This is a genomic window from Veillonella criceti, assembly GCF_900460315.1.
Taxonomy (GTDB): domain Bacteria; phylum Bacillota; class Negativicutes; order Veillonellales; family Veillonellaceae; genus Veillonella_A; species Veillonella_A criceti.
In genome coordinates this window covers 780,736-803,489 of sequence record NZ_UHIO01000001.1, presented here as the reverse complement: position 1 = coordinate 803,489, position 22,754 = coordinate 780,736, and the positions used below count along the sequence as shown (strand labels likewise).

At 39.7% G+C, this 22,754-nt stretch carries 21 protein-coding genes; 16 read left to right on the top strand and 5 right to left on the bottom strand.

The features are described from left to right. Positions 1-6: 6 nt before the first annotated feature. From DYE54_RS03625 to DYE54_RS03595, 8 genes are all read left to right on the top strand, one after another. On the top strand, positions 7-1,593 hold the full coding sequence (locus tag DYE54_RS03625) for a putative polysaccharide biosynthesis protein (protein WP_115309961.1): 1,587 nt from the start codon (positions 7-9) through the stop codon (positions 1,591-1,593). An 18-nt stretch (positions 1,594-1,611) separates the two neighbouring features. Next, the gene (mazG, locus tag DYE54_RS03620) at positions 1,612-2,793 is read left to right on the top strand and encodes a nucleoside triphosphate pyrophosphohydrolase (RefSeq protein WP_115309960.1); all 1,182 of its coding nucleotides are present in this window, start codon (positions 1,612-1,614) and stop codon (positions 2,791-2,793) included. A 76-nt stretch (positions 2,794-2,869) separates the two neighbouring features. Next, positions 2,870-3,172, top strand: a complete 303-nt coding sequence (locus tag DYE54_RS03615) for an HU family DNA-binding protein (protein WP_115309959.1) — start codon at positions 2,870-2,872, stop codon at positions 3,170-3,172. Positions 3,173-3,341: 169 nt separating this feature from the next. After that, positions 3,342-4,457, top strand: coding sequence for an MGDG synthase family glycosyltransferase (locus DYE54_RS03610; protein ID WP_115309958.1), 1,116 nt, complete (start codon positions 3,342-3,344; stop codon positions 4,455-4,457). A gap of 134 nt (positions 4,458-4,591) precedes the next feature. Beyond that, the gene (locus DYE54_RS03605; RefSeq protein ID WP_115309957.1) at positions 4,592-4,924 is read left to right on the top strand and encodes a hypothetical protein; all 333 of its coding nucleotides are present in this window, start codon (positions 4,592-4,594) and stop codon (positions 4,922-4,924) included. Between the two features lie 228 nt (positions 4,925-5,152). After that, on the top strand, positions 5,153-7,102 hold the full coding sequence (locus DYE54_RS03600) for an ABC-F family ATP-binding cassette domain-containing protein (protein ID WP_115309956.1): 1,950 nt from the start codon (positions 5,153-5,155) through the stop codon (positions 7,100-7,102). A gap of 225 nt (positions 7,103-7,327) precedes the next feature. Beyond that, positions 7,328-7,504: a hypothetical protein gene (locus DYE54_RS10125; protein WP_172460549.1), complete on the top strand. Its 177-nt coding sequence runs from the start codon at positions 7,328-7,330 to the stop codon at positions 7,502-7,504. 278 nt (positions 7,505-7,782) lie between these two features. After that, positions 7,783-8,292, top strand: coding sequence for a DnaA ATPase domain-containing protein (locus DYE54_RS03595; RefSeq protein WP_115309955.1), 510 nt, complete (start codon positions 7,783-7,785; stop codon positions 8,290-8,292). Between the two features lie 191 nt (positions 8,293-8,483). On the opposite strand, the gene DYE54_RS03590 is transcribed toward DYE54_RS03595, so the two are convergent. Genes DYE54_RS03590 through DYE54_RS03575 form a run of 4 tightly spaced genes read right to left on the bottom strand, consistent with a single transcriptional unit; the run spans position 8,484 to position 12,722 of the window. Beyond that, a complete protein-coding gene (locus DYE54_RS03590) occupies positions 8,484-9,719 on the bottom strand; it encodes an ABC transporter permease (RefSeq protein WP_115309954.1) in 1,236 nt (411 codons plus the stop codon). Beyond that, the gene (locus DYE54_RS03585) at positions 9,709-10,380 is read right to left on the bottom strand and encodes an ABC transporter ATP-binding protein (protein ID WP_115309953.1); all 672 of its coding nucleotides are present in this window, start codon (positions 10,378-10,380) and stop codon (positions 9,709-9,711) included. The genes DYE54_RS03590 and DYE54_RS03585 overlap by 11 nt, the downstream gene beginning before the upstream one ends. A 1-nt stretch (position 10,381) precedes the next feature. Further along, positions 10,382-10,831: a hypothetical protein gene (locus DYE54_RS03580; protein ID WP_245935683.1), complete on the bottom strand. Its 450-nt coding sequence runs from the start codon at positions 10,829-10,831 to the stop codon at positions 10,382-10,384. A 31-nt stretch (positions 10,832-10,862) separates the two neighbouring features. Next, positions 10,863-12,722, bottom strand: coding sequence for an alkaline phosphatase (locus tag DYE54_RS03575; protein WP_115309952.1), 1,860 nt, complete (start codon positions 12,720-12,722; stop codon positions 10,863-10,865). A 323-nt stretch (positions 12,723-13,045) separates the two neighbouring features. On the opposite strand from DYE54_RS03575, the gene DYE54_RS03570 reads away from it, so the two are divergent. The 3 genes from DYE54_RS03570 to DYE54_RS03560 all read left to right on the top strand — a co-directional run bounded on the left by DYE54_RS03570 (position 13,046) and on the right by DYE54_RS03560 (position 16,130). Continuing rightward, positions 13,046-13,936 carry a formate/nitrite transporter family protein gene (locus DYE54_RS03570; protein ID WP_115309951.1) on the top strand — a complete coding sequence of 297 codons (891 nt, stop codon included), beginning with the start codon at positions 13,046-13,048 and terminating at the stop codon, positions 13,934-13,936. Positions 13,937-14,068: 132 nt separating this feature from the next. Continuing rightward, positions 14,069-14,860: a trans-2-decenoyl-ACP isomerase gene (gene fabM, locus DYE54_RS03565; protein WP_115309950.1), complete on the top strand. Its 792-nt coding sequence runs from the start codon at positions 14,069-14,071 to the stop codon at positions 14,858-14,860. Positions 14,861-15,254: 394 nt separating this feature from the next. After that, positions 15,255-16,130, top strand: coding sequence for an aldo/keto reductase (locus DYE54_RS03560; protein ID WP_245935682.1), 876 nt, complete (start codon positions 15,255-15,257; stop codon positions 16,128-16,130). 274 nt (positions 16,131-16,404) lie between these two features. Here the strand turns inward: DYE54_RS03560 and guaC are convergent, their stop codons facing one another. After that, complete coding sequence (guaC, locus tag DYE54_RS03555) at positions 16,405-17,391, bottom strand: GMP reductase (RefSeq protein WP_115309949.1); 987 nt, start codon at positions 17,389-17,391, stop codon at positions 16,405-16,407. 246 nt (positions 17,392-17,637) lie between these two features. Between guaC and thiT the strand changes: the two genes are divergently transcribed. The 5 genes from thiT to DYE54_RS03530 all read left to right on the top strand — a co-directional run bounded on the left by thiT (position 17,638) and on the right by DYE54_RS03530 (position 22,751). Further along, positions 17,638-18,168, top strand: a complete 531-nt coding sequence (gene thiT, locus DYE54_RS03550) for an energy-coupled thiamine transporter ThiT (protein ID WP_115309948.1) — start codon at positions 17,638-17,640, stop codon at positions 18,166-18,168. 4 nt (positions 18,169-18,172) lie between these two features. Next, positions 18,173-19,468, top strand: coding sequence for a molybdopterin-guanine dinucleotide biosynthesis protein MobB (locus DYE54_RS03545; protein WP_115309947.1), 1,296 nt, complete (start codon positions 18,173-18,175; stop codon positions 19,466-19,468). A 75-nt stretch (positions 19,469-19,543) separates the two neighbouring features. Next, positions 19,544-21,736 carry a formate dehydrogenase subunit alpha gene (gene fdhF / locus DYE54_RS03540; protein WP_115309946.1) on the top strand — a complete coding sequence of 731 codons (2,193 nt, stop codon included), beginning with the start codon at positions 19,544-19,546 and terminating at the stop codon, positions 21,734-21,736. Then, complete coding sequence (locus DYE54_RS03535) at positions 21,733-22,263, top strand: 4Fe-4S dicluster domain-containing protein (RefSeq protein ID WP_115309945.1); 531 nt, start codon at positions 21,733-21,735, stop codon at positions 22,261-22,263. The genes fdhF and DYE54_RS03535 overlap by 4 nt, the downstream gene beginning before the upstream one ends. Next, the gene (locus tag DYE54_RS03530) at positions 22,260-22,751 is read left to right on the top strand and encodes a 4Fe-4S dicluster domain-containing protein (protein WP_172460548.1); all 492 of its coding nucleotides are present in this window, start codon (positions 22,260-22,262) and stop codon (positions 22,749-22,751) included. Before DYE54_RS03535 ends, DYE54_RS03530 begins: the two co-directional genes overlap by 4 nt. Positions 22,752-22,754 lie beyond the last annotated feature (3 nt).

The following is a 22,754-nucleotide window of genomic DNA, read 5'->3' as shown; positions in this document are numbered from 1 at the left end:
GGACCAATGAACCGATTTTTGAAGGGCGCTATGATTCTTACGCTAGCGGGCATTATAGTTAAAATTATTGGCGCCTTTAGTAAAGTCTTATTAGCGCGCATTTTAGGGGGCGAAGGGATTGGCCTATATCAGATGGCATATCCGATTTATCAGATTATTGTTAGTCTTGCCACGGCCGGATTGCCGGTGGCCATTTCTATTATGATTGCTGATAAATTAGCCCATCAAGATATTAGCGGGGCCTCTAAGATTTTTAGAGTATCGGCTACTGTATTATTTGCTCTGGGGGCCTTTTTTAGTGTCGCTTTATTTCTAGCTGTTCCTTGGTTAGTTAGGTCAGAGTGGCTTACTGATCCACGGAGTAGTTATGCATTAATGGCCTTAGCACCGGCTATCGTAGTAGTTACTATTTTGAGCTGTTTACGAGGTTATTTCCAAGGGTTTCAAGATATGTTGCCTACAGGGGCCTCGCAAGTTATGGAACAGTCCTTACGTGTGGCCTGTATGGTTGGTTTTGCTTTATTCTTGCTTCCCTATGGATTACCTATGGCGGCAGCTGGTGCTACTTTAGCTACATTTCCAGGTGTAGTTGGTGGCGTATTAGTATTAATCTATTTTTATCATCGCCAACGCCGTTTACGTGCCGAATTACGAGCTAAGCAAGCACCGGAAAGTATCGTTGAATCCTCAGGGCAGATTATGAAACGGCTATTAGTTCTTGCCATTCCTGTATCAATGGCAAATATTATGATGCCCATTGTATCGGGGATTGATTTAGGGGTTGTGCCACAGCGTTTGATTGATGCGGGCTATTCCATTCGTGAAGCGACGACCTTATTTGGGTATTTGACGGGTATGGCGACGTCATTAGTTAATTTGCCAATTATTTTAACAACTTCATTAGCTGCTAGTTTAGTACCCGCTATTTCAGAAGCATACACAAAGCGTGATATGTTAGAGATTCAAAATCGAAGTCATGTAGCGTTAAAAATTACTGCGCTAATTACAGTGCCTGCTTTTGTAGGCTTGTGTGTCCTAGCAACGCCTATTTCTGAATTATTGTATGCAACGCCTCATGCAGGCGGTCCCATCGCGGTTATGAGTCTTAGTATTTTCTTGCTGGGCGTACAGCAAGTAAGTACAGGGATTTTACAAGGGCTAGGGCATACGGCAATTCCTATGATTAATTTGTTTATTAGTACATTGATTAAAATTCCTCTCAGCTGGTATTTGACAGCATTACCTGAATGGGGGATCAATGGAGCTGCTTGGTCTACTAATATTGACTTTGGGTTAGCGGCCTTATTAAATATGATTTTTGTACGTAAATATATTCAGTATCAAGTGCCTTGGGTAGAACTTGGTAAAATAGCATTTGCTGCTTTTGCTATGGGTGGTGCGACAGTTATTACCTATGCTTTTTTAAGCTCTATAGTAGGCGGTAATTTATCTGTTGTGGGGGCTATTATAATCGCTGTTATTGTATATGGTGCAGGATTATTAATTAGTAAAGCAGTAAAAGATGAAGAGTGGCAAGCGATGCCATTTATTGGTAAGCGATTACAAAAGCGTACAGGTAATAATAATAAGTAAGGAGGTGGCAGAATTTATATGTCGTTAGCAGAAATAAGTCATGTGATAGAACAATTGGGCATAGAAAGTAAGGCCGGTGTTTTTTTAATAGAATCCTCTCAGCTAGAATATGTTCCATTTGATTTGGCAGGGGCTTTAGTGATAACCGGTATTAAAAAAGATAAAACGAGCTTAGAGCGCATTTTAGAGGGTTTAAATTTAAGATTTGAAGCACACACAAGCTTTCAGTTAGTTGGTATACGTGAAACGAACCAACTCATTGGGCCTAAACATATAAAATTATGTCAGCTACTATCCATTGGCCGGACGTATCTTGCAGAGGAAAGTGAAAAAGGAGACACTGCTGTTCGATGGTTGTTAATTAAGGGGGCTACAGATGTGGTTGAGGCTTCTAATCATCATGATGTGTCTAATTTTACATTACAACCGTTAATTGATGTAGTAGCCGCTTTGCGGGCCCCTAATGGCTGTCCGTGGGATCGCTTACAGACACATAGCACCCTTCGTCGTTATTTATTAGAAGAAGTCTATGAAGTATTGGAGGCCATTGATAATAAGGACATAGTGAATTTGCGTGAAGAATTAGGTGATGTATTGTTACAGATAGTATTTCATGCACGTTTAGCTGAAGAACAAGGGTTATTTTCCGTGCAAGATATTATTGATGATATTAGTGCTAAAATGATTCGTCGTCATCCTCATGTATTTACGCAAGCGAATGCACAAGAAGTAGCGACGACGCAGCTAAATTGGGAGGCCTTAAAGGCGCAAGAACCGGGGCATCAGCAAAAAACTGTATTGGCTGGTGTTTCTAAAGGATTACCGGCTTTATTAGGGGCTCAAAAATTACAGGAAAAGGCTGCCAAGGTAGGTTTTGACTGGGATTCTGAGCCACCAGTGTGGGCAAAATTTGAAGAGGAAATAGCCGAATTTAAGGAAGCAATTGCACAGGGGGACTATGAAAATGCAGAATTAGAGGGGGGAGACGTGCTTTTTTCCTTGATTAATCTTCTAAGATGGTATAAAATAGGCGGTGAAAATGCACTAAACCGCACCAATAATAAGTTCCGTCGTCGTTTTGCTTATGTGGAACGTTGTGTAAAAGACAGCGGCCGTTCATGGGCAGATTTTTCACTAGACGAGTTGGACTCATTTTGGGACTCGGCTAAGGTGTCTGAACAAAAACATTCATTGAAATGATTGGCAAAGCGTGATATACTCTTACAAGTCATTACAGATGAATGGGATACATTCTATTTTTTAAGGAGGTTCTGTCATGAATAAAACAGAATTAATCGCAAGCGTTGCTCAGAAAGCCGAATTAACTAAAAAGGATGCTGAAAAAGCAGTTAAAGCTGTGTTCGACACAGTAGCTGAAGAATTAGCAAAAGGCGAAAAAGTACAAGTTATTGGTTTCGGTACTTTTGAAGTTCGCGAACGTTCCGCTCGTGAAGGCCGCAACCCACAAACTGGTAAAGCTATTACAATTGCAGCTTCTAAATCCCCTGCATTCAAAGCTGGTAAACAGTTAAAAGAATTAGTTAATGTAACAACTAAAGTTAAACCTCGCAAAAAATAATTTTGTTAGGATGTTAAGAGAGACCGCACTGTGTGCCTTAGGGTATAGACGGCTACGGCCGTCGCTACTAAGGTGGCAGGGGGGTCTCTTTTTTTATGCAAAATAAGCTCGCTCCTGCTTGTTAATTTGTAAAATGTGATATAATAAAACAACAGGGAAGGAGACCAGCATGAGCAAGAAGGAACGTATACTCATAGTATCGGCTTCCATTGGTACGGGCCATACCCAAGCGGCGCGAGCCATTGAGGAATACTGGGTTGCACAAAACCCAGAAGCGATTATTACCCATGTAGATTTTTTAGATACTAATAGTTTTTCTTTTGATAATTTATTGAAAGAAACATATATAAAAATGATTGATGTATTTCCTATGTTGTACGATGTGATTTATCGATTGTCACAGGGAGATAAGAAAGGCAGTGCTGCTCAGACTGCATTAGCTTGGATGCTAAAACGGCGGATGTTGAAGTTAATTAATCGAGAGAAGCCGGATGTGGTGATATTTACTCATCCATTTCCTTGTGGAGCAGCTTGTATTTTAAAGCGACAGAATTTAATTGATGTACCATTAGTGGCTGTCATTACTGATTTTCAGGTACATCAATTTTGGATATATAAACAGATTGATGCCTATTTTGTTGGTACCGCAAGTATGGTGAATGAATTGTGTGAAGCGGGGATTCCCGCCCATAAAATTACGATTACAGGCATACCAGTGCGTCGAAGCTTTTTTGAACATCGTTTAACAACCTATAAGCCTACTTATCCAGTGCGGGTATTGATTATGGGTGGTGGCTTAGGGTTAGGCTGCTTAGAGACGGCATTACAGCGCTTAGATGAGGTATCGGGCATTGATGAACTGATTGTTATTACCGGACGTAATGCCGATCTTTACGAAGGTTTGATGACCCTGAGTCATTCGATGCGTACCCCCACAACGGTGTATGGATATACCTTAGAAGTGGCTAAGCTTATGCAAGAAGCTACCTTATTGGTAACTAAGCCCGGTGGGTTGACTTGTATGGAAGGTGTTACCGTAGGGGTACCTATGGTATTCTTTAGTGCGATTCCAGGGCAAGAAGAAGGTAATGCGGCCTTTTTTGAGCAACAAGGATATGCGCGATGGGCTCGTGATATTCACAATTTAGAGGATGTTGTGGCTGTACTTTTAAATAATCCTGAGCGATTAGAACAAATGTCAGCCCAAGAGCAACGTTGGCAAATTGATGGGGCGGCGAATATTGTAACGTCTACTAAGAAATTATTAGGCTATAGTATAGGTTAAGATTTACTAATTAATTGTAGTGATAAAATTAACATTGTCTTAAAAAAGTCTCTTGCTAAGAGTTAGAAATTTTTGTACAATGTACTCAACATCCCATAGGGGGATTTGGGGTTATGCATTAAAGGAGGATTCGTATGGACGGCGACGCGCTGGAATCGTTTTATGAAAATTTAGGGTTTGAGTTGGTAGAAATTGATGATCGGGAAACTTTATTTTATCAAATTGATGATAATGGTGACTATGCGACGATTACGGATGAGGACGGTAATGTACCACGTTCGTTAGAAGAACCAATTATCTTTACCCTTTATGATGAAAATGATTCGTTTCAGTGGAGTGTGACAGTAGAAGATTCTGAATACTTTGGTGAATTATTTACTCGCGTAGAAGATACGGATGAATTACTTTCTAACTTGAAAGATATTCGACAAGAAAATATGGCTCGTTATGATGACAGCCTAGATTAAAAGGAACAAAAATTAGCTACTAAGATTATGTCGTATAGATAATCTAAAGTAGCTAATTTTTTTTGATACTCTCTTTTGGTAAGTTTTTAAGCTTTATTGTATAATAATCATAGTTTAGTAGCCTAGTAGGCGAAGCAGTAACTAAATGTATAGTGGAATAAATATTTACAGGTAGGCTGTAGAAGTAACTATAGAATCAAGATAATGTGGGAAAGGATTATCCTATTTATGAATGTATTAACCTTACAAGATGTTAGTCAATCCTATGGGACACGACGTTTATTTGAAGGGGCCAATATGACCTTTACGGATACTAAACGCATTGGTCTTATTGGCGTTAATGGGACTGGTAAATCAACGTTTATGCGGCTGTTAGCGGGATTAATGGAGCCTGAAAAAGGCACAATTTTGCGCAATGGTAAAGCTTCTATCTATTATTTAGCGCAAGCGCCTGAATTTGATGAAGAAGCGTCTTTATTAGAAAATATTTTCTTAGCACATCACCCCGTGTTACGTTTAGTGCGTGAATATGAACGTGTGGATCAACAGGCGCCAGGTAGTGATGAGCATTTAAGGCTTCTGAACCGTATGGAAACGGAAGGTGGTTGGCAGGTAGAACAGCAAGCGAGGACAATTTTAACTAAATTAGGATTTGATGATTTGACAAAACCTGTTAAATATCTATCAGGTGGTCAACGACGACGGTTAGCATTAGGGCAAGCCTTATTGTATCCTAGTGATTTACTGCTTCTTGATGAACCGACGAATCATTTAGATGAAGCAAGTATTGAATGGTTAGAGAAATACTTATTGGCTCGTAAAGGCGGGCTAGTTATCAGTACGCATGACCGCTATTTTTTAGATGCGTTAAGTGATGAGATTTTAGAATTATCAGATCGTCATTTTTATAGTTATGAAGGAACGTATGAAACATTTCTTACTTTAAAGGCTGAGCGAGAAGAACGAGAAGCGGCAACCGCCGAGAAACGGCGTCAATTTTTAAAGCGCGAATTAGCTTGGGTACGGCGGGGTGCACAGGCTCGATCTACCAAACAAAAAGCACGCTTACAGCGATATGAAACACTTAAAGCGCAAGATGTGGCACGACGAGCCGATACATTAGATCCTATTGCGTTAAAAAGTCGGCTTGGTAAAACTATTTTTGATATTGAGCATTTATCATTTGAATTAGGGGGCAAAACCTTAGTCAATGATTTTACCTATCATGTAGTTCGGCATGATCGCATTGGTATTGTAGGACCTAATGGGATTGGTAAATCGACGTTTATGCGCCTATTAGATGGGACATATGAACCACAAGCAGGAACAGTAGGGCGTGGTGAAACAGTTCGTATTGCTCATTTTACGCAAGAATTACCACCTTTTGATGAAGATCAACGCGTGTTAGATTATATTCGTGAGGATCATCGTTATATGGTATTAGCGGATGGGAGTACTTTGAGTGCGGGGCAAATCTTGGAGCGGTTTTTATTTACACCAGAGCTTCACGGAGTGCCAATTCGCAAATTATCAGGTGGTGAAAAGCGACGCCTTTATTTGCTTAAATTACTGATGAGTGCACCGAATGTATTATTGTTAGATGAACCTACTAATGATTTAGACATTCCAACTTTAGAAGTATTAGAAGACTTTTTAGATTCTTTTAGTGGCGTGGTGATTACGGTTTGCCATGATCGTTATTTTCTGGATCGTGTAGTTGATAAATTATTTGTATTTAAAGGGCAGGGGACTATTGAGTTAGTTCATGGGGCGTATTCAGAATATCGAGAACAGGTAGAAGCAGAAGAAAGTTTGCTTACTGATAATAAAGTGGCGGAACCGGCTAAGGCTCATAAAAATCATGAGTCTATTAAAGAACAGTCTATTGGCCATACTAGTGAGATACTTACAAATGAAAGTGAGCCAGGCGGAGCAAGTAACGACACCTCAGCTAAAAATATTATTTCAAAACCACTGACAAAGGCCGAACAGGCTGAATTAGATGAGTTAGAATTGAAAATTGCTGAGTTAGAAGGATTATTAAAAGCGTATGATGCTATGCTTAATCAAACGGGGGAAGATTATGAAGCCATAGAAAATACGATGGCGGAACGATCAAAAGTAGCGGATGAGTTAGAGGTAAAAACAATGCGATGGCTAGAATTGGCAGAGCGTTAACTTGATAAAAGAAATTATTTATCATAATGAATTTTGTATCTATAAGTAGAAAAATCAAGATTTTTGAATTATGTATGCAATAAATGTAAAAATTCTGTAAAAGTTTAAGGTATACATGAATTAGAATATTGAATTTTGTCGCTTGAATAGTATATACTATAAACAGAGAAGAATAGGTAGTTTTTTTGCATGGCAGTGTTACGCATTTCCCAAGGGAGGAACGTTATGAAAAGTAACAAGTGGGGCGGCAAACGCGCGGGCGCAGGTCGCAAAAAATCTTTATTCGACCGTAAAGGTCGTACTTTCCGTTTAACGGATGCAGAATTTTTAGAAGTGAAGCCTTTGATTGACGCAATTCGTAAACGTACTGAAGCAGCTGCTTTAGCGTCTAAAGCGAAATAAGTCAATTGAGGACTGGGGAGAGTCCCGGTATTGTTTACTTCATCGTTAAGCCATTTGATGTAAGGTGAAGCATATTTGCTTAAATTGACATAACAATGATGTAGATAGGTATAAGGAAATCGGCAATCGATATATTCGATTGCCGATTTTTCTGATATTCTGATATAATGTGAGTAGATTGCTGTAAGTAATAATAACTCTCAGCAATATTAACATAAAAGACAATGGGTCTTATCATATGGTTTACATAAAAAGTTTGTTTTAAGAGGAGTTTTGAGATGAAAGATACAGTTAATACAGATATTTTAAAGTGTACAGATACGATTGTAAAAGCGGATGCTCGTCATACCTTTGATTCGGTAGCGGCTGCTTTGGGGGCTGATGTGCATAATCCTTTAGTTGTAGTTGGTACAGAAGATCGGATGGCTCATGTGGGTGAGATTGTAAAACGTGAATGTTTGACGATTGCCCCTAATTTAGTAATTTTAGAAAAGTCGGGGCAAGAATTAGTAGAAGCGTATACCGATAGTGTAACTTATGGTTATGTAGCGGACTTCATGGAAACATTTGTTAAAATTGATATGTTATTAGTGAGTGAATTTGATTATGTAGTACGTGAAGCGGATGAATTGTCTCAGCGTGCCTTAAAACGTTTATTTGAAGCGTTAATTCGTAATCAACGACAAGTTGTATTTACCATGACAAAAGAACCAAAAACGTATGAAGAACTAGCTTTACCAGAATTATATGAGATTGTAAATAGTGGCGCTTTAGTAATTGTAAAGTAAATAGAAGCGCGTCGCTAAGTATAAAATAGCAAAAGGGATATACCGAGTGTATAAGCAAAACATCGACTTATTATGTATAAGTTCGTTTTACTTAGCTACGCAAGGTATATCCCTTTTTGAGTGAGGTTGTATAAAACGTGAGGTTAATAAGGGTATAAGGTTGTGTAAAATGCTAAATAGAGGTTGTGAGGTTAATTCATAACGTCATGGAGTTGTTTAGCTTTTCTATGAAAGGCGAGAATGGGTAATAAGCCAAACAGTAAACCTATGAAGATACATAATAGAGTTAGTTGGATAGAGGCTAACGAAATGCTAGCGGGCATAATTATGGCTGAACTTGCGTTGAGCCAGTGAGCAATTCCAAGGTAAGCACTAAATCCAAGTAACCATCCAAGGATAGCGCCTAGACCGATGACATAGGCAGTCTGTTGGCCTAGAATACTATATAGTTGTTTTTGACTGGCCCCTAAGGCTTTTAAAATCGCGTAATCACGAAGTCGATTTAGGGTGGCCAGATAGGCTGTTACGAGAACTACTAACATGGCTAAGGCAATTAGTAAATAGCCGATAGGTTGCCATAGTTTTTCACCACGTCCCATTAAGTTAAAAAGTTGGGTAATGACTTGGGCAGGGAAAACGAGTTGTGCATCTTTACGGTTGACATAGAGACTAGCTAAAGTATAAGCTTGACCAAAACCAACGGGCTCAATCATAATGGCCGTCACATCGCCTTTGGCACTAAGTCCTTTTGTAGGATCCGTTTCTTTTATAGGCGTTTTATTAGCATGGCCATGCGTGTGTAAGTCCCAAATACTCTCAATGGAGGTTAGGATCGCTTGATTATAGGGGCCATTCGTATTAGCTAAAAGACCGACTACCGTGAAAGGTTGATTTTCGTGTGCTTTGCCTTTAGCTAATGTGCCATGGGTAGAATAAAAGGTATCACCGACTTTAAGGCCCGTGTGTTGAGCTACATCTTGGCCAATAACGGCTTCAAATGGTTTGGTAAACGGCTTTCCTTCGGCAAGGCGTAACCATTCAGGTTGATTACTACTAGGCCGTATAGTAAAAATTTCAGGCTCTGTACCAACGAGTCGGTAACCTTGCATACTATCACCAAAGGCTAAAGGAATAGCTTGTTTTACTAATTTTGTTTTATTACGTAATTGGTCGACTTCGGTATATGGTATATTGGCTAAGGGTTTATCTTGTAAAAAGACTGTATTTAGCACAAATTGTTGACTGCTACCGGGTGAACCAACTAGGAGAGTGAAGGGTTCAGTCGCGGCAATGAGTCCCCGCTGAAGGCCACTCCCTAATGAAACGACTAGCACGCTTAATGCAACGGCGAGTGCCATGACAATGAGGAGTAGCGTGGTCGTCAATGGTTTAGACCAAAGTTGTTGCCAGGCTATTTTATGAATCATGGGTACCTCGTTTCATTAAGTGTAATCGATTGGAAAATTGGCGTATTACAGTTTCTTCATGACTAGTAATGAGAAGGGTAGCTTGTAGTGATTCACTATATTGTTTGAGTAAATCTATGACAAGTTGACTATTGGCTTCGTCGAGACTAGCTGTCGGTTCATCGGCTAAGAGGAGACGCGGTTTTTTAATAAGCGCTCTAGCAATAGCAACACGTTGTTGTTCACCTTTGCTCAATTGGGTCGGCTTTTTGTGGCGCAAATGGGCAATACCCATTTTAGTGGTAAGCTCATTCATTTCTTGCACCATTTCTTTGTGCGTAAACCGATTGGCAAAGAAGGCACCACTTAGGATGTTGTCCTCAGCTGTCAAAAAATTAAGCAGATTAAAGTCTTGAAATATGTATCCTACATCGTTACCGCGCCATACATCAAGTTCTTTAGACGTGGCTTCATTGAGTAACAACTCATTAACTTGAAGTCGGCCTTTGGTGGGCTGTAAGAGACCTGCTATACATTGTAATAGCGTTGATTTGCCACTGCCACTGACACCGGTAATACACCATTGGCTACCAGTAGGGGCTGAAAAGTTAGGTAACTCTAAAGCGGTTACGGTTGTTTCGCCGTCTGGGAATTGGTGTATTAGATTTTCAATATGAATCATCTTAGTAGACCTCAGATCCTAAGAGTCGCACAAGGCTAACAAAGCCAGTTTCACCATCTACATAACTTCCTACATCAAGCTGGCCAGTGACTGTAATATCTTGGTCATAAGGAAGTGCAGTGACTGCATCATCTAAATATACGACTACAATATCACTAGGCCAATCTGCATCCGTAGAACAGAAGGGGCATATAGACATAGGTGTTTCGGTAAGGACAAAAAAGTTGATACTTGGTTTCAATGGGGGCGCCATATAGCCTTGCATGGTAACTGTTTGTCCATTTAATGATAAAAGACTGTCTGATAAGATTAACCCTTCTGAAGTGGCGCCTGCATACATGTCACCAAAACTAAGCCAATTAGCGAAGGCTGTATGAGGAACAGCTACGATAAAAAGTTGTAAGGTGAAACCGAGTATGAAAGGACGAAGCCATTGTTTTAATTGCATCATGTTCCTAGTCACATCCTTGATTATTAGTTACTTATTTTTTAATTACATCTTTATTGCCATCAATGCCAAGGGCACGGAGAATACCAAAGAATACTTCTGTATTATCCATTACGCCATTGAAGTATTCTGAACCAGGACCTTGAGCCATAAGGACAACATCATCAGCTGAGTGAACTTCACTTGTTTCACCAGTCGTTGTTGGCAAGGACCCTTCGACTAAGCGAGCGCCTTGTGGTGCTCGTTTTGGATTGGCAATGACTTTACCATCTTTACCAGCCGTTGCTGGATCATGAGGTTCTGTTTGGAAACGATAATTTTCATAATGATCTGGTGAGTTTGCATATTGAACGGCTAAGGTTACATCGGCATCTGGGTTATCTGGGAAACCATCGCGATTGGCATCGATAAAGGTAGGCCAACCAGCATCACCATATACACGAACGGCTTCGCGACCCACTTTACCGTCTTGTTCGCTATAAGTACCAGTGATGCTGATACCATGTGCGTGGTCTGCTACGACGATAATTAAGGTATTGTCACCATGGGCTTTAGAATAGTCTTGTGCATATTTAATAGCTTGGTCAAACTCGATAGTATCATAGGCCGAACGTTGCCAATCCATAGTATGGAGTTGTTTGTCAATAGAACCAGCTTCGGACATAAGGAAGAAACCATTAGGATTTTTTTCGAGAACTTCAATGGCTTTCTTAGTCATATCGACTAGACCTGGTTGGTCATTGAAACTCTTAAGAACCGATGGATTTTCAGGCAAGAACGCACGATCCATATATACATTCATAGTGTTTAATGTGAAAAGACCAAGCAGTGGTTTATCAGCTGTTGTTTTGGCAAGGTCAGTTTTATTACCAGCAAATTGATAGCCCTTATTTTTAAATTCTTGGATAACATTTACATTATCTTTGCGTTTAGAACCAGGTGTGCTTAATGGTAAGAAGAATTGAGAACCGCCACCGAGAATAACAGCTGGTGGTTTTGCACGGTTTAAGAAGTCCGTTGCAATGAAGTTTTGTTCACCACGACGACGAGTGTGTGCCGTTACAGCAGCTGGGGTAGCATCGGTTACAGCAGCTGTAGTTACCATGCCGTAGGACATATCTTTGCTACGTGAAATTAGTTCAGATATATTTTCTACTTTTGGATCATCCAGTGGGTCTGGGGTACTATTTTCATAGACGCCCATGGCATTTACTACGGATTTGTTGCCTGTATTATAGGCGGACGCACTGTTGGCAGAGTCCGTAACGAGGGAATCATAACCAGAGGTAGTTACAAGCGCCATATGAGGCATTTTTTCCATGGCTAATACGTCATTAAATTTACCATCAGAGAGGCCTTTAGAAAGGATACGGGCTACTTCTTTGGCTTGCATGCTCATACCGTCGCCCACAAATAGAATTACATTTTTAGCTTTCTTTTGGGCTTTTTCATTAACAACGTTATAATTAGCGGATTGTTTCAAGGTACCTTGGCTCGTTGCGGCCACCACATTAACATGCTTTTCACCTACCTCTTTAAACGCCACATCATTAATTCGGTATGAAATATGAGTGCTGTGTTGCGTAATGGTAGGTTCCTGTTTGAATACTTTACTGGCATCTTCACCATTGATAGTCACGGCTACTTGTTGAGTGCTACTTGGCAATTCGATTTCAAAGTCAAAGCGTTGACCTTGCCAGAATTTAGCCTGATTAATCGGTAATACCTTAATGTCCTTACTTGTGACAGCCGTTGCTGGTAAGTTTGCTTGGGCACTCAAGGTTACCGCTGGGGCAGGCGTGTTAGCTTGGGCTGTGGGCGTGTTAATACCAAAGGCTAAAGCACCTGCTAAAGCAAAAAATACCATTTTACGTAAATGCTGCGTTCCGTTCATGAAAATACCTCCTAATGTATCAAAAAATAATGAACTTCTGCTGCTCTTATCCTAACAAAGCCATTATAAAAGATACAGAAAAAAGGCAGTAAATTATTTGTAAAGGAAATGTAATATAGCCTATAAAGTCAATTACCATATGGCTTAGAGAGCTAGCCGATAGTCGAGGAATTTACAATTTTTATAAGTTTTATATGGCTGAATATAATCTTGACAAATTCTATATAATATTGTTTAATTCTTATAAATGATAAAAAGTTATTTTTGTTATGCTTTTTATGAATTTTTTGTATTTATATGTGAATCACATAGAAAGGAGTCCTATGAAAGCCCCCATGTTATTAAAACCAATAGAAACGTCAGCAGCATCGTTAGCTATTGGGAAGAAGAAGAGTAGTATTGCTAGTTTACAACTTTTAATATTAGGATTTTTAGCTGGGGCCTTTATTGCATTGGCCGCACAAGCCTCCACTATGGGAGCTTTTAACTTACTCGCTGATCCCGGGTGGTATGGTCTTGGACGCTTGGTTTCTGGTCTTATTTTTGCCAGTGGTCTTGTTTTTGTCATATTAACTGGAGCTGAGTTGTTTACAGGCAATGTATTGATCGCTAGTGCGTGGCTGTGTGGACAAGTATCAGCAGGTGCTATGATTCGAAATGCTATTTTTGTTTATATTGGTAATTTTATAGGCTCTATTTTTGTGGCTTGGCTACTCAGTTTATCTGGTTTATGGCATGGTGGCGCCGATATGGCGGGCGCTATGACGATAAAAATAGCGTTGGGAAAAGTAGGATTAAGTTTTACAGAAGCTATCGTGTTAGGTATTTTGTGTAATTGGTTAGTCTGTTTAGCTGTTTGGATGAGTTTTGGCACAACGTCAACTTCAGGCAAGGTATTGTGCATTTATCTACCAATTTTAATGTTTATTGTATCTGGTTTTGAACACTGTGTAGCCAATATGTATTATATTCCAGCAGGTCTTATGGCACTTAATGATCCAGCCTATGTACAACAAGTTATGGCAGCGTGGCATATAGGCGAAGAGGCCCTTCAACAGTTAACCTGGCAAACATTTCTTATCAATAATTTAATACCAGTTACTATCGGTAATATGGTAGGGGGGATTGTATTTGTAGGTATGGCTCTACTTTATGGGCATGGGAAACCAAGTAATGAATTAATCGAACAAGTAAAAGAAGAGGTTTTAAAATAAGAAATCCTGTAGGTAACTCTTTTCATTATCGAAAAAATTCGGTATACTAGTAACAAAGAGAGATAAGATGTCAGAATTTTTAAAAAGATTACGGACTGTATTTGTTTCCGCGTATTAGAAATGGAGTTATTGATGGAATATACTAATATCTTGTATTCAGTAGAAAACAAAATTGCAACAATTACTTTTAATCGTCCAGAAGTGCAAAATGGCTTTAATATTCCTATGTGTAATGAGATTTTAGATGCTATTGAGCAAACTGAAGCGAATCCAGAAGCACGGGTGCTTTTAATTAATGCTGTGGGCAAAGTTTTTTCCGTTGGTGGCGACTTATCTGAAATGAAACGTGCAGTGGAAGAAGATGATCAACAATCTTTGGTTGCCATTGCAGAACTAGTGATGCAGATTTCGTTTGCTATGAAGAAAATGTCTAAACCTGTAGTAATGAGTACTGATGGTGCGGTAGCAGGGGCTGCATTTAATATGGTATTGGCAGCTGATATGTGCATAGCTTCTACAAATAGTCGTTTTATTCAGGCTTTTGTTAATGTAGGTCTTGCACCTGATGCAGGTGGCATGTTCTTATTGACGCGTGCTATTGGTATGAATCGGGCTATGCATTTGGCTATGACTGGTGAAGCAGTAACTGCTGAAAAGGCAAAAGAGTATGGGTTTGTGTATAAAGTGTGTGAACCAGAGTTATTAGTAAAAACAACGGATCGACTTTGTACGCGTTTGGCTAAGGGACCTGAACTTTCTTATAAGGCTATGAAAGAGCAAATGTGGGCCGCTTTCTTTAGTGGTTGGGATGAATATGCTAAATTAGAAGTAGAATTGCAAACATACTTAGGTTTTTCTGAAGATTTTAAGGAAGGCGTACGTGCATTCTCTGAACGACGGAGACCAAATTTCCAAGGGAAGTAAGGGATATATCTGTTATTAAACAAATAAATAAAGCCCACCTTAGCTGTGTGAGTCACCGGTCGAGTCAAGCTCGGATGGTGACTCACACAGCTAAGGTGGGCTTTTTCTATTTAATATTGTTTGATAAGCAGATATATGAATGAGGAGAGAGGCAAGCTCGGATGGTCGTTACACATATACTGAGGGTTCTTCTATGTTGAGTCATATAGTTTTATTTATTTGCCAGAACTGGTAGGTGCGTTTGAAGCGGTTATTATTTCACTATGCGTGAATGTTATACTGCTATGGATAGCTTCTATTGTACTTTTTTATTGTAACAACGTATACTCATCACATAAGGTGACAAATGTGATATAAGTTATCAGTTAGTAGAGTAAATATAGGAGTGAATGATATGGCAATTAATAATAATAAAGAGTCTGTAATATTGAACAATGGTGTAGAAATGCCGATTTTAGGTTTTGGTGTATATCAGATACCTGCTGAAGAAACAAAGCAGGCTGTACTGGCTGCTTTAAAAGCCGGCTATCGTCATATTGATACTGCGCAGGCATATTTTAATGAAGCGGAAGTAGGCGAAGCCATTGCTGAATCTGGGATTCCTCGTGAAGAGATTTTTTTGACAACTAAAGTTTGGATTGATCATTATGGCTATGAAAAAACCAAAGCTTCTATTGCTGAGTCGCTTAAAAAATTAAAGACAGATTATGTTGATTTATTCTTATTGCATCAACCATTTAGTGATTATTATGGGGCGTACCGTGCTTTAGAAGATGCTTATAAAGAGGGAAAAGTGCGTGCTATTGGGGTAAGTAATTTTTATCCTGATCGTTTGAGTGATATTGCCGCTTTTACTGAAATTAAGCCTCAAGTTAATCAGGTAGAAACACATCCTCTTAATCAACAGATTGAAGCTCAAGAAAATATGATTAAAAATGATGTGCAAATTGAATCTTGGGCTACCTTTGCGGAAGGCCGTGGTGATATTTTTAATAATCCTGTTCTTATCGATATTGCTAAAAAATATGGCAAATCAACAGCACAGGTTATGGTGCGTTGGCAGGTACAACGTGGTATTGTTTGCTTAACTAAGAGTGTGAAACCAGAACGTATGGCAGAAAATATTAATGTGTGGGATTTTGAATTATCGACTGATGATATGGCTCGAATTCAATCGCTAGATACGAAAGAAAGTTTGTTTTTCAGTCATCAAGATCCAGCTACGGTTGATTTCTTTATTAGCTTAGTTAAGGATCGCCGTAATCGTTAAGGATGTGATTTTACGAATCGAAGTGATATGAAATATGGTATGGGTGATTGTAGTATCTATTATTGTTTGTTTGGGGCTAGCGTGGAGTAAACATTCGCCTGAGGTGTCACTAAAAATAGATGAGCCATTGATAAAAAAGATATAAATAGAAAAAGAGTGTAACTAGTATATGTAACAAACGTCAGAGTTTGACTTGTCGAGAGCGAATATACTAGTTACACTCTTTTAAATTCTATTGTAGTGTTGCCCTATTTAAGGGTTTCTCTATTTCTACTTAGCGATCTCCATTAAAAATGGAGTTTTTAACGATTACATAATCTACTTTACGGATAGCGGTTAAGTTATTGCCACCAGCATAAGAAATAGAGGATTGCAAATCTTGTTCCATTTCAGTTAAGGTATCAAATAAGCTGCCTTTAGAAGGGATGTACATTTTTTTACCTTCTACGTTTTTCTTTTCGCCTTTTTGAGATTCAGAAGCACTACCGAAGTATTCTTTAAATGGTTTGCCATCAATTTCCACTTCTTTACCTGGAGATTCTGTGTGACCTGCAAAGAGGGAGCCAATCATAACGAATGTAGCACCGAAGCGAATGGATTTAGCAATGTCGCCATGATCGCGAATGCCGCCGTCAGCAATTACTGGTTTAGTAGCGGCTTTGGAGCACCAACGAACAGCGGAAAGCTGCCAACCACCAGTACCAAAACCAGTTTTTAATTTAGTAATACATACTTTACCTGGTCCAATACCCACTTTAGTAGCATCAGCACCAGCATTTTCAAGTTCACGAACAGCTTCTGGGGTACCTACGTTACCAGCAATAACAAAGCTGTTTGGCAATTGTTTTTTTATGTGTTGAATCATTTCAATGACAGAGTTAGAATGACCGTGGGCAATGTCAATTGTAATGTATTCAGGTGATAAACCAGCCGCTTTAATTTCATCTACGAACTTAAATTCGTCTTTTTTTACACCAATACTAATGGAGGCATATAAGCCTTTTTCATTCATGCGTTTGATAAAATCAAGGCGAGTATGTGGTGCAAAACGGTGCATAATATAGAAATAATTATTGGCTGCTAATTTTTCAGCTAATTCTTCATCAATAATAGTCTGCATGTTAGCAGGCACAACTGGTAAACGGAATGTACGGTTACCAAGTTTTACAGTCGTATCGCATTCACTGCGGCTATTTACAATGCATTTATTAGGAATTAATTGAATGTCTTCATAATCAAAGATGTTTGTTGTGTTAATCATGGAAGGCCTCCTTGTAATAACATAATAATCCATTAGACATTATAAAGGAAAGGTCATGCTTTGGCAAGTCTTTTGCGAACATTATTTATACTATCTTTGAAAACGTTCTGATTTGCCTTTTGGGAAGGGAAAGAAGTATAATTAATTTGTATTGGCAGGTATTGGGTAAACATACGCTTAAGGAGAGGCTAATACTTAACATTTAGTTGTTTTTTGAGTATAGGGGCTAAGCCCAAAGGAGAAGATATGGAACAGAAACAACGGACCCGTATGTTAGTAGAAGCAGGACTCTCCATTGCAATCGCATATGTACTGCATTTTGTTGTATTATTTCAAATGCCTCAAGGCGGATCAGTGAATGCCGCTAACTTGGTACCGCTCATTATTTTCGCATTGCGTTGGGGCGGTAAATGGGGGCTGATTACTTGTATGGCCTATGGACTTATTGAGTTTTTATTAGGCTTTAAATTTTCTCTTCATTTCTTAAGTATTTTATTAGACTATATTTTGGGGTATGGTGCTATTGGTGTGGCTGGCTTTTTCCGTAATAGTCGCAGTGGTGCTATTGGGGGCGTATTGGCTGGATGTTCCTTGCGGTGGCTTTGTTCTGTCGTTTCAGGGGCGGTTGTGTTTGCGGCGTATGCACCAGCGGGTCAAAATCCATGGCTATATTCGATGATTTATAATGCGAGTTATATGATTCCAGAATTAGTTATTAACTTAATGGTTATTGTTTTATTTTATACGCGCATTACGAAGGGATTACAAAGAAGGTGATACTATGAAACGACTTGTTTTAGAGCGCACGGATGGACATCATGCGTATAAGCGAGGCGTTTTAATTTTAACAGGTGGTAAAAGTTCGCGAATGGGGCAAAATAAAGCCAACCTAGCTTGGGGGCATGGTACTTTTTTGACAACGCTCCTTGAAAAAACAAGAGCTGTCGATCCTATAGATATTGTTATTTCAACCAATGAATCGATTGATTTAAGTTTATTGCCAGGTCAATTATATGCATCTCATCCACTGAGTGATCGACAAGGTCATGTGGCACTTAACCAAACAGAAGTTGCCAACATTCAACCAGACAGCACTATGCGCTATCAATGGGAAATAGTGAATGAGCCTACTCTTACTATGTATGTGGTGCCCGATCAAGGAGAAAGTCGGGGACCACTTAGTGGCTTGCTAGCTGGTTTATCTGTAGGGCGTAGTGAAGTGTATTTAGCTGTTTCAATTGATATGCCGTTTTTTAATCACTTTTCATTTGGTAGTACTTGTAATATGCTGCAGCAGCTAGGCAAGACACCTACTGATTGTGTAGTACCCACTATGGCAGGGCAGTTAGAGCCGTTGGCTGCTTTATATAGTCGGCGTTGTGTAGAACCTATTAAAGAATTGTTAGCTCAAGGTATATTTCAAGTACGCGCCTTATTTGACAGAGTAAACACAGAATTTATAGCAGTGGATACTCATGCGTTAGATTATAAAAATATAAATACGCCCTTAGATTATAAATTAGCGAAGTCGTTAGCTCTGAATAAGGAGCGTAAAGTGCCTATGATATTTGTTGTGGCAGAACAGTCTAAGACAGGTAAGACTTTAGTGGCTACAAAGTTAATACAACTATTTACCGCATTAGGCTATGAGGTTGGCTATGCGAAAAGTGATGGACATGGGTTTACTATGGACCGAGAAGGCAGTGATACATGGTTAGCTTCACAGGCAGGAGCTAAAGCGATTGCCATTAGTGGGCCTACTCAGTATGCTATGCTAGTTTCGCATAATGAAAAGAAGGATATTATATCATTAGCGGAGAACTTATTAGTAGACTTGGTCATTGTTGAAACACGAAGTCGCGGTATGCTACCTAGTATTGAGGTATTACCTAGCCATACAGCAGGTTCGAGGCAAGAGGCATTAATAGAAACATCAGTGATTAATGAGGCTATGGTTATAGCCGATGTTAAAGAAGGCGCGACTCAATCTGAAGATTCAGAGCGAGCGCATTTTTCGTTACATCAACTAGAAACCTTAGCTGGGTGGTTAAAGCAACAGATTTTACCAGAACGCTGATGTAATATAGGCAATATAGGTATTGGGTCATACGAGAAGGTATTTATTGTATTCAAGTGAATGAGAGGGTACCCTATGCAACGTAACTTTGAGAAAATTGTTACAGTTTGTCCGTATTGTGGTTCGGGATGTCAAATTGAGTTTACAGTTGATAAGGAAGCAAATCGTATCATTGAAGCGAAAGGCGCGCCTGGTCGAACTAATGAAGGTAGGCTTTGTTTAAAAGGATTTTATGGTTGGGACTATTTGAATGATCCACAGATTTTAACACGTCGTATTACATCACCTATGATTCGTAAAGGGGGCAAAGGGAGCCCTTTAGAGCCTGTTAGTTGGGAAGAAGCTATTCAGTATACGGCCGAACGATTACAGGCTATTATCAAAGAATATGGTCCTGATGCCGTGATGGGAGCTGGTTCAGCTCGTGGGCCTGGTAATGAAGCGGGCTATATGACACAGAAATTTATGAGAGCCGTTGTGGGCACGAATAATGTGGATCATTGTGCTCGAATCTGTCATGCCGCTTCAGTAGCTGGTTTGAAGCAAACAATTGGTGAAGGGGCTATGTCGTTAAGTGTGCCTGAAATTGAAGATGCAGAAGTCATCTTAAATATTGGGTATAATGGGGCTACGTCACATCCTATCGTGGCGCGTCGCATTGTTAAAGCTAAAGCGAAAGGCGCCAAGATTATTTGTGCGGATCCACAGATTTCTGAAACGGCGCGCATTGCAGACATTCATCTGCAACAAAAAGGTGGTACCAATCTTTTACTCTTAAATGCATTAGCGTATACAATTGTAGACGAAGGTTTGGTGGACGAAGACTTCATTAAGAATCATGTAAATGGCTATGAAGAGTTTGCTCCAAAGCTTGCTAAGTACGCACCAGAAGCGGTAGCGTCTAAAGTGGGCGTTTCAGCCCAACAAATTCGGGAAGCGGCTCGTTTATATGCTTCTTCCAAGCATTCTGTTATTCTATGGGGCATGGGCATTACTCAGTTTTCACAAGGGGTTGATTGCGTAGCAGCTTGTTCCAACTTAGCAATGTTAACTGGTAACTATGGTCATTATGCGACTGGTGTAGGCCCTGTACGTGGTCAAAATAATGTACAAGGGACTTGTGATATGGGCCTTTTACCTAATGAATATCCAGGTTATCAAGATGTGACGCAGGCAGATATTCGTAAAAAATTTGAGACTGCCTGGGGTGTAGAATTATCGCCGACAGTAGGTTTAAAATTAACTCAAGTTCCTGAAAAGGTACTGGAAGAAGCAGATCCTAAGAAACAAATTCATGCATACTATATTATTGGTGAGGATCCAGCGCAATCAGATCCACATTTAGAGGAACTTCGTGAAGCGTTACAAAAAATAGACTTTATTATTGTGCAAGATATTTTTATGAATCGCACATCTGAATATGCTGATGTAATATTGCCTGCGACTGCTTGGGGCGAACATGATGCAATTTATACTTGCTGTGATAGAGGGTTCCAGCGTGTTCGTAAAGTGATTGAGCCACCGGCCGGCGTTAAAACTGACTGGGAAATTCTCTGCCTTTTGGCAACGGCCATGGGATATCCAATGCATTATAATAATACACAGGAAATTTGGGATGAAATGCGTTCGTTAGCACCTAAATTTGCTGGTGCTACTTATGAAAAAATTGAAGCTCTTGGTAGTGTACAATGGCCTTGCTATGAGGAAAGCATGGATGACAAAGGGACTATGTATTTGCATAAAGATGGGCAATTTGCTACGGCCGATGGACGTGGTAATTTGGTATTCAATGAATATCAGCCGGTAAAAGAAGAAGTAGATGATGAATATCCGCTATCCTTCTGCACCGTTCGTGAAGTTGGCCATTATTCTGCTCGTACGATGACGGGGAATTGTCGAATGCTTCGTCAATTAGAAGATGAACCTGGTTGGATTGCTATGAATCCTAAGGATTGTGAATCCTTAGGTATTGAACAGGGGGATTTAGTTCGTGTACGTTCTCGTCGTGGCAGTTTAATAACTCGTTGTTTACCAACAGAACGGGCTAAAGAAGGCGCTACTTATATGACCTATCAATGGTGGATTGGTGCTTGTAATGAATTGACTAATGGAGTCCTTGATCCGAAGAGTAAAACGCCAGAATATAAATATTGCGCTTGTCGTGTAGAAAAGTTAGATAATCAAGCGGAAGCAGAAGAATATGTGAAGTCACAATATGCTCTCATTCGAGCAAAAATGGGTATAGAAAAGGCAGGTGCCGGCGCATGAATCGTTTTGTAAAAGGAAATCCTTTACTTTGTATTGGTTGTCGTACGTGTATGGTGGCTTGTGTAGTAGCACATCGTGGTAATGGTATTTTTACTACCGATCCAGATAGTGAAGATTTTTTTCCACGCATTCATGTGGTAAAAACTAAGACTAAAACTATGACGGTACAATGTCATCATTGTGAAAATGCGCCCTGTGTTACTGTTTGTCCAGTAGGTGCTCTTGAAAAAGGAAGCAATAGCATTGTACTTCACGAAGAACGTTGTATTGGTTGTCAACAATGTACAATGGCTTGTCCATTTGGGGCGATTCAAATGAAACGAGTGTCAGAATCACAAGGAGCAAGGGTTGTTGCTAATAAATGTGATCTTTGTGTCCATACTGAGGAAGGGGCCCCTGCCTGTGTTTCACATTGCCCAACAGAAGCGTTAACTTATTATGTGGAAGATAGTATTACTGATATTGCTAATCAGAAAAACCTCCAAACTGCGAGAAAAGCATGGGCTGCAAAGGAGGGACAAGTATGAATCAATTTGTATTTTGCGATGTAAGTCTATGTATTGGTTGTGGTATGTGTGAACGACAGTGCATTATGGCACATCATGGATTAGCTATGACAGACGTTAAGTTAGATAATCCCTTACAACGAGCTCGTTGTAAGGCCTATCGTCAACCAGAACTTAAAGTAGCCGTTCATTGCCGACATTGCGAAAATGCACCTTGTATGGCGGCTTGTCCAGTAAAGGCCATTTCTAAACGCAATGACAATATGATTTTTGTAGACGAAGATATGTGTATTGGTTGTCGTGAATGTGTATTGGCGTGTCCTTTTGGTGCTGTTCGTATGGCTCCTTTGGAGGATGGACGGACAGTAGCAACAAAATGTGACCTATGCATTGATACAGAAAAGGGGACCCCAGCCTGTATTACAGGGTGCCCTAAAAAAGCACTGACTTTGGTGACTGATGAGACGATGAAAGATCTGTTAACGCATAAGCGGGAAACATTTGCGTAAATA